Here is an 8014-nt window from a genome sequence, read left to right as displayed (position 1 = left end):
GGGGCGAAATCTCCCACAGTCTGTACTGCGTCAACAGTCAGAATCGAGCCTTGTCCCTCCTCCTCCCTTCAAGTCCTACCATACAAGCGAGCCTGTTCACGATGACGGTGTATCAGTCAGCATTAATATCGACTGACACTGCGCCATCGCGAGCAGGCTCGCTCCCACATTTGGATGTGTGGTGTGTCAGATTTCCAGGTTGACCCAACCGGGTTTAGCTTCTTCGGGGGCTACCGCCTTCACAGTCTTCCCCGTCGCCAACTCCACCCGCCGCGCCACCTCAGGGTCATCGGCAAACGGAATCAGGCTCGCGTCCTCCAGGCTCTCGGCCGTCTGGTGTTTCAGGCAATACTCGATTGCCAGCCAAAACCCCACGACCCCGAACAGATTCAGCACTATCTCGGTCATCTCAAACCTCACGCAATCTGCGCTTCACGTTCGGCCATCGCCATGTCTGAAACCCGCACGGTGCGCCACGTGTTGTAGGCCATCAGCAACATGCCGCTGAGGAAGAAAACCCCGCCGGCAAAGCGCACCACGAACCCCGGATGGCTGGCCTGCAAGGCCTCGACGAACGAGTAGGTCAGGGTGCCGTCGTCGTTGATCGCACGCCACATCAACCCTTGGGTGATGCCGTTGACCCACATCGAGGCGATATACAACACCGTGCCGATGGTCGCGAGCCAGAAGTGCAAGTTAATCAGCGGCGTACTGAACATCTGCTCACGACCGAAGACTTTCGGCACCATGTGGTAAATGGCCCCGAAGGTGATCATCGCCACCCAACCGAGGGCGCCAGCGTGGACGTGGCCGATGGTCCAGTCGGTGTAATGGGAGAGGGCGTTGACCGTTTTGATGGCCATCATCGGTCCTTCGAACGTCGACATCCCGTAGAACGCCAGCGACAGCACCAAAAAGCGCAGGATTGGGTCGGTGCGCAATTTATGCCAGGCGCCCGACAGGGTCATCATGCCGTTAATCATCCCGCCCCAGCTCGGTGCCAGCAGGATCAGCGACATCGCCATGCCCAGCGACTGCGCCCAGTCCGGCAGTGCGGTGTAGTGCAAATGGTGCGGGCCGGCCCAGATGTACAGGGTGATCAGCGCCCAGAAATGCACGATCGACAACCGATACGAATACACCGGCCGCCCGACCTGTTTCGGCACGAAGTAATACATCATCCCCAGGAACCCGGTGGTCAGGAAAAAGCCCACCGCGTTATGCCCGTACCACCACTGCACCATGGCGTCGGTGGCCCCCGAATACACCGGATAGGACTTGAACCAGTCCACCGGAATCGACAGGTGATTGACCACGTGCAGCATCGCGATCACGACGATGAAGGCACCGAAGAACCAGTTGCCGACGTAGATGTGCCTGGTCTTGCGCTGCACCACGGTGGTGAAGAAGACGATGGCGTAGGCGACCCAGACCACGGTCATCCACACCGCGCCGGAGAACTCGATCTCGGCGTATTCCTTGGTGGTGGTGTAGCCCAGCGGCAGGGTGATCAGCATCACCACAATCACCGACTGCCAGCCCCAAAAGGTGAACGCGGCCAGTTTGTCGGAGTACAGCCGTACCTGACACGTGCGCTGCACCGCGTAGTAACTGGCGGCGAATTGCGCGCTGCCGGCAAAGCCGAAAATGACCAAGCTGGTGTGCAGCGGGCGCAAGCGGCCGAAGGTGGTCCACGGCAGGTCGAGGTTCATCTCGGGCCATACCAGTTGCGAGGCGATCCACACCCCCATTGCCATCCCCACGACGCCCCAGACGATGGTTGCCACGACGAATTGGCGGACGACCTTGTAGTTATAGGCCTGTCCGATTGTTGCTGTGCTCATGGTCAATGCTTCCACGGTTGCAAAGTCTTGCCAGGCCACCCGGACTGGCATGTCGTCCACTGTAGAAACCCTGCCCGAAACAAAACAGACTCAGAAAAACCGAGTTTATGCGGATCAGATACGAGGCCTGCCTGCGGTGATCTGACGCACTCTGATACGGTTTTTTAGCATTCAGGTGAATCTGTAACGCGCTGCGCCGTAGGTTCATAGTCACTGCCACAAGCACCGCCACCCTGTAGCAGAGCGTGCGATCCACCCTGATGAGGTAGCCACATGTATCAGTACGACGACTATGACCGGGCCTTGGTCTTCGAGCGGGTTGCGCAGTTTCGCGATCAGGTCGAGCGTTTCATGACGGGCGAGTTGAGCGAGGAAGAGTTCCTGCCGTTGCGTCTGCAGAACGGCCTGTATATGCAAAAGCACGCCTACATGCTGCGCGTGGCGATTCCTTACGGCACCCTGAGCGCCAGGCAGATGCGCACGCTGGCGAGCATCGCCCGGGACTATGATCGCGGTTACGGCCACTTCACCACTCGGCAGAACATGCAGTTCAACTGGATCGAACTGGCGCAGGTGCCGGATATCCTCGAACGACTTGCCCAGGTCGAGATGCACGCGATCCAGACCTCCGGCAACTGCGTGCGCAACATCACCACCGAAGCGTTTGCCGGTGTGGCGGCGGACGAACTGATGGACCCGCGACCGCTGGCCGAAATCCTGCGCCAGTGGTCGACCATCAACCCGGAATTTCTGTACCTGCCGCGCAAGTTCAAAATTGCCATCTGCTCGGCGGAGCAGGACCGCGCCGCGATCATGATGCATGACATTGGCCTTTATCTTTATCGCGATGACAGTGGGCAGATGCTGCTGCGGGTCATTGTCGGTGGCGGGTTGGGGCGCACGCCGATTCTTGGATTGCAGATTCGCGAGGGTTTGCCCTGGCAGCATTTGCTTTCCTATGTCGAGGCGGTGCTGCGGGTCTACAACCGTCACGGCCGACGCGACAACAAGTACAAGGCGCGGATCAAGATTCTGGTCAAGGCCCTGGGCATCGAAGCTTTCGCCAGGGAAGTGGAGGAAGAATGGCAGTACCTCAAGGACGGTCCGGCGCAGTTGACCGACGTCGAATATGAGCGGGTCGCCAGTGCCTTCGTGGCTCCCGATTACCGTTCACTGTCCGACACGGACCTGAATTTCGGCACGCGCCTGGCCGAGAACCCGGCCTTCGCACGTTGGGTTACGCGCAACGTTCAACCGCACAAGGTCGCGGGTTACACCAGCGTGGTGCTGTCGACAAAACCGGGCTTCGACTCACCACCGGGGGACGTGACGACTGAGCAAATGTTGGCCGTGGCCGAGTGGTCCGAACAGTTCGGGTTCGGCGAAATTCGCATCGCCCATGAGCAGAATATCGTGCTGCCGGACGTACCCAAGGCCGATCTCTACGCCCTGTGGTGCCTGGCCTGCGAGCAGGGCCTGGGCTGCGCCAATATCGGTTTGCTGACCGACATCATCGCGTGCCCCGGCGGCGATTTCTGCGCGCTGGCTAACGCCAAATCGATCCCGATTGCCCAAGCGATCCAGGCACGTTTCGAAGACTTGGATTACCTCCACGACCTGGGCGACATCAGCCTGAACATTTCCGGCTGCATGAACGCCTGCGGTCACCACCACATCGGCAACATCGGCATTCTGGGCGTCGATAAGAACGGCAGCGAGTGGTACCAGATCACCCTCGGCGGCAGCCAGGGCAAGAACAGCGCCCTGGGCAAAGTCATCGGCCCGTCCTTCAGCGCTGCCGAAGTGCCCGAGGTTATCGAGCGGATCATCGCCACGTTCGTCGATTACCGCGAGAGCGAAGAACTGTTTGTCGACACCTTGCAGCGCATTGGTCTTGAGCCGTTCAAGGAGCAGGTTTATCCAAAGTTGCTGGAGGTCTCGGCATGAACAATCTGTTGCGACTGGAGGAGGGCGTGGCGCGGATTGTGGCTGACGATCCTTGGGTGCTGGTCAGGGACGCAGAGGGTGAATTGCCGGACGGGTCGGTGATTTTGCCGTTGAGTCGCTGGCTTCAAGCGCCCGCACAGCATGCAGTGTGGCTGGGGCCTGACGACGAGGTGGAAAGTCTCAAGCCGTGGTTTGACGCATTGCCGCTGATTGCCCTGGATTTCCCGAGTTTTCGCGACGGACGCGGTTACAGCCAGGCGTACCTGCTGCGTACTCGGTTGGGCTGGACGGGGGAATTGCGCGCGGTTGGTGATGTGCTGCGCGATCAGCTCAGCCACATGCGCCAATGCGGGTTCGATAGCTTTGCCGTGCGCGAAGATAAATCCGCTGAGGATGCGCTGAAGGGACTGGCCGGGATGAGTGTGCTCTATGGGCGTTCAGTGATTGAACCGCGGCCGTTATTCAGAAGACGCTGAAACCGACACCGATGTTTGCAGCAACGGTCGAGCCGCACGAGGTTGCGTTCGGCGGCGGAGCCGTCGTAAACCCGGAGCACGCGGTACTCATGACACAACGTGCAAACTGATTTCTCGACTGCTGCGCAGGCGAACGCAGACTCGCAAACTCGACAGCTGCTACGGGCGCGCCCTCGGCATTTTTGCTTGGGCCGCTGATGGCATTTTGGTAGAGTCCACGCCTCATCAGGGAGTCGGTAAAGAAAGGAGTCTGGTTTGAGTGTGGGCAAAAAGGTTTTGGGGCTGATTGCGCTGTTGCTGATGTTGGCGCTGTGGGCCAGTTATTTTTACGTGTTCAAGGAAAACCGTGACGGCCAGTTGGGCGGAGCCTTCGACAGCACGGCCTGGTGCGGCACGCCACCGGCCAGCGATGCCGCGCTACTGGGCAAGGATCAACTGACGCTGCGCATCACCAACACGGTGCGCGGCGAGTTCATGCTCAGTGGTGCCGTGGTGGTGTCCGAGCGCACCTTCAACCGCTATGACCTTGGCCGCAACGAACTGCGCCTGCGTCTGGAACCTTTGCAGTGGTCGTTCGGCGTCACGCCGATTTTCCTTGAGCAGGTCAAGGTCCAGCCGCTGAGCCGCAACCTCGCGTCGGCCAACAAAAGCGCCTACGCCGAACTTGAGCCAAGGCCCATCGGGGTGCAGGGCCGGGCCACGGATTTTCCCTTCGATACCTACCGTTATGGCTACAAACCGGTGCTGTATTACCTCAAGGGCAACGAGCGCATCGACTTGAGGTTCAAAAACATCACCACGCTGATGGAGATGTCGAACACGTTCACGCCGGTCCAGAAGTACAACCGCGTCGACTACATCAACGAACGCAACGCGATGATCCGCGATGAAGACTACAAGGCCTACGGTGCCCACGAGTGCGCATTCAGCGTTGAGCGCAAAGGCTCGTTCAAGGTGATCGTGCTGCTCTTGTTGCTGGTGCTGTGCCTGCCGCTGCTGCACGTGTTCTATCGCGATGAACCGGGGATCGATTTTCTCGCCACGCTGGTGAGTATCGGCGCGATCCGGGTGTTGCTGGTGGGGCCGATGAAGGACTTCCAGCTGTACACCATCGACTTTTTGTTCGCGGGGGTGATTATCCTGGTGGGCACGGTGTCGCTGATCAAGGCGATGCGGGCGAACAGCCGGCGGGAGTTGGCGTTGAAGAGTGGTTCTTCGTGGTAAATCCGATCTGAAACCGGGTTGACGCCATCGCGGGCAAGCCTCGCTCCCACCAGGATTGCATAAACCCTGTAGGAGCGAGGCTTGCCCGCGAAGAGGCCTTCGGGTCAACCATCGGTCATTTCAACGCCGGATCGCCCCCGTTCATTTTCTTCCAGCGTTGCAACAGCACCTGCGCCTTCGGTTCCTGCCCGTTATCCAGGTAGTACTGGATCAGCGACAACCGCGCATTGCGGTTGGCCGGCTGCACGTTCAACAACCGCTCCAGCTCTTCGCAAGCCTCATCAACCTTGCCGCTGTCGTGCAACGCCACCGCCAGCACGTAGCCGTATTGGGCGTTCTGCGGTTCCAGTTGCGCGGCTTTGCGCAAGGCTGGCATGGCTTGCGCTGACTGGCCCGCACGCACCAGCGCCAAGCCCTGGGTGTGTTGCAGCAGGGCGGCGTCCGGGTGTTCTTTCAGGCTTTGTGCCAACAGCGTCTGCGCTTCCTGGCCGCGTCCATTGGCTTCCAGCCATTGCACCAGCGTGACCAGCGCCGGGTAGAAATCCGGATCACGCTTGAGGGCGGTGCGCAGCAGCGATTCGACTTCGTCGTTGCGCCCGCTGGCCTGGTAGAGCATCGCCAGGTTCAGGTTGGACTCGGCGCGCTCGGCCAGGCTTTTTTGCACCGCTTCGTATTCGGCAATGGCCGCGTTCCAGTTGGCCTGGGCGCTGCCCAATCCGTTACGCGCGACGCTCAGCAAGTCTCGGGCCGCGACGATCCGCACCGCCTTCACCGGATCGCCCAGCAACGGCGTCAGCAGCGGCGCACGCTCCGGTGGCGGCAGGAACGCACTGATTGCCCGCACTGCGCTTTCACGCACCTGCGGTGCAGGGTTGTTCAAGTCCTTGGTCGCGAGTTTCAAGGCCTGTTCGCTCGGGTACAGCGGCAGTTCTGCCAGCAAGGTGGCGCGCTGAATCGCCGGTAGGTTGCTGCGCTGCAACTGTTCGTACAAGGCTTGCGCGGCGCCGGGCTGGCCGTTGCGAATCAGCCACAGGCTTTCGTCGTAGCGTGGCGCCTGCGCCGTGGTGGCGGTGTTCCAGAGTTTGAATTGCTCAGTGACCTTGTCGCCGGCCTTGCCTTGGTGACAGGTCAGGCAGGCGTCCGGCGTGCCGAGTTTTTTTGCCCGCTCCGGGTTGGGAATGCTGAAGCTGTGGTCGTGCCGGAAGTCGTTGCCCATGTAGAACTTGCCGGGCATGTGGCAATCCACGCATTGGGAGCCAGGCTGGCCCGGGGTGTGGCGGGTGTGTTCGATGGAGTCGTAGTTCTTGGCTTGCAAACCCTTGCCGTCGACGCCTGTCACCGAAGTCTTGCCGGCGGTGTTGTGGCATTGCAGGCAAACGCCGTTGCCCGGGGCCTTGAGTTCGGTGTTGTGGGGGTTGTGGCAGTTGCTGCAACGCACGCCCTTGTCGAACATTTTGCTTTGGGCGAAGGAGCCGTGTTCGAACACTTCATCCTTGATCTTGCCGTCCAGCGCGTACAGCTCGCGGGTCAGGGGGCTCAGCAGGTAGTCGTCCATCAAACGCTTGCCAACGGTGTAGCCGTCGCCCAGCGGTGCGCGGCGCGAATGGCAGCGGGCACAGGTTTCGATTTCGACCGTGGCGTCCTTGTCCTTGAGGTCGACCGCAAAGCCGGCGTGGATCAGATCGCCTTTCTTCGCCGTCCATTCCAGGTGGTTGGACGCGGGCCCGTGGCACGCCTGACAACCGACACCGAGGCTGTTCCACTGGCTGTCGAAGGTGTTTTTGGCCGCGTCGAAACTGCGCTTGTAACCAGTGGTGTGGCATTCGACACACATGAAATTGGCGTTCTGGCTGGGCTTGCTCCAGTGCAGCGGGTTCTTGAAATTCACGCCCTGGCCCGGATAGAGGTGGAACCAGCGGTTTCTCTCGGTATCCCAAGCCACGCCCAGCGCTTGCAAGCGACCTTCGCCGACCTCGATCAGGTATTGCTGCAACGGCGCGATGCCAAAGGTGTAGGCCACTTTGAAGTCGGCATTCTTACCGTCAATCCCGGGCGTGTTGACCCAGAAACCGTCGTCCTTGCGCGAGAAACGGGTGGTTTCGTTTTGCGCCTTGAACGTGACGTTATTGAAATCGCCCAGCATCGTTTCGGCATTGGCCTCCTGCATCGCCAACTGGTGATGGGAGCCTTGCCAATCTTTCATCTGTTCGCTGTGGCAGCCCCGGCATTGTTGCTCATCGACCATCTTCGCCGGTGTCACGACGACGGGTTGCGCTTTGGCCGGCTGAACAGTCGGCGTACTGACGGGCACGGTATTGATCGGCGCTGGCGTGCTGTACAGCAGAAACCAGCCGATTGCCGCCACGGCCACCAGCAAGACGCCGATGGTCACGGGAAACAGGTAACGGTTAATCAATGTCGGTGGTGAATCAGGGGTTGGGGTTGCTGCTTTATTTTTATATTTCGGCATTGCAGCTTCCATAGTCCAGTGCATTGGCCGTCAGGCGTGCGTTGAAGCTTGAT

The 8014-nt window shown here is 60.1% G+C and carries 6 protein-coding genes; 3 read left to right on the top strand and 3 right to left on the bottom strand.

Features of this window, described 5'->3' with window-relative positions:
- Positions 1-186 precede the first annotated feature (186 nt).
- Positions 187-408, bottom strand: coding sequence for a hypothetical protein (locus FBY01_RS09825; RefSeq protein ID WP_042932102.1), 222 nt, complete (start codon positions 406-408; stop codon positions 187-189).
- Between the two features lie 8 nt (positions 409-416).
- The gene (ccoN, locus tag FBY01_RS09820; protein WP_010459896.1) at positions 417-1844 is read right to left on the bottom strand and encodes a cytochrome-c oxidase, cbb3-type subunit I; all 1428 of its coding nucleotides are present in this window, start codon (positions 1842-1844) and stop codon (positions 417-419) included.
- Positions 1845-2117: 273 nt separating this feature from the next.
- Between ccoN and FBY01_RS09810 the strand changes: the two genes are divergently transcribed.
- From FBY01_RS09810 to FBY01_RS09800, 3 genes are all read left to right on the top strand, one after another.
- The gene (locus tag FBY01_RS09810; RefSeq protein WP_010459897.1) at positions 2118-3791 is read left to right on the top strand and encodes a nitrite/sulfite reductase; all 1674 of its coding nucleotides are present in this window, start codon (positions 2118-2120) and stop codon (positions 3789-3791) included.
- A complete protein-coding gene (locus FBY01_RS09805; RefSeq protein WP_145307351.1) occupies positions 3788-4267 on the top strand; it encodes a DUF934 domain-containing protein in 480 nt (159 codons plus the stop codon). The genes FBY01_RS09810 and FBY01_RS09805 overlap by 4 nt, the downstream gene beginning before the upstream one ends.
- Before the next feature lie 255 nt (positions 4268-4522).
- Positions 4523-5491 (top strand): hypothetical protein, encoded by a 969-nt coding sequence (locus FBY01_RS09800; protein WP_145307349.1) that lies wholly within the window; start codon positions 4523-4525, stop codon positions 5489-5491.
- A gap of 115 nt (positions 5492-5606) precedes the next feature.
- On the opposite strand, the gene FBY01_RS09795 is transcribed toward FBY01_RS09800, so the two are convergent.
- Positions 5607-7961: a tetratricopeptide repeat protein gene (locus FBY01_RS09795; protein ID WP_145307347.1), complete on the bottom strand. Its 2355-nt coding sequence runs from the start codon at positions 7959-7961 to the stop codon at positions 5607-5609.
- Positions 7962-8014 lie beyond the last annotated feature (53 nt).

Origin of the sequence: Pseudomonas sp. SJZ077 (assembly GCF_007993905.1) — a bacterium.
GTDB classification, from domain to species: Bacteria; Pseudomonadota; Gammaproteobacteria; order Pseudomonadales; family Pseudomonadaceae; genus Aquipseudomonas; species Aquipseudomonas mandelii.
This window is presented reverse-complemented; position numbering and strand designations above follow the sequence as displayed.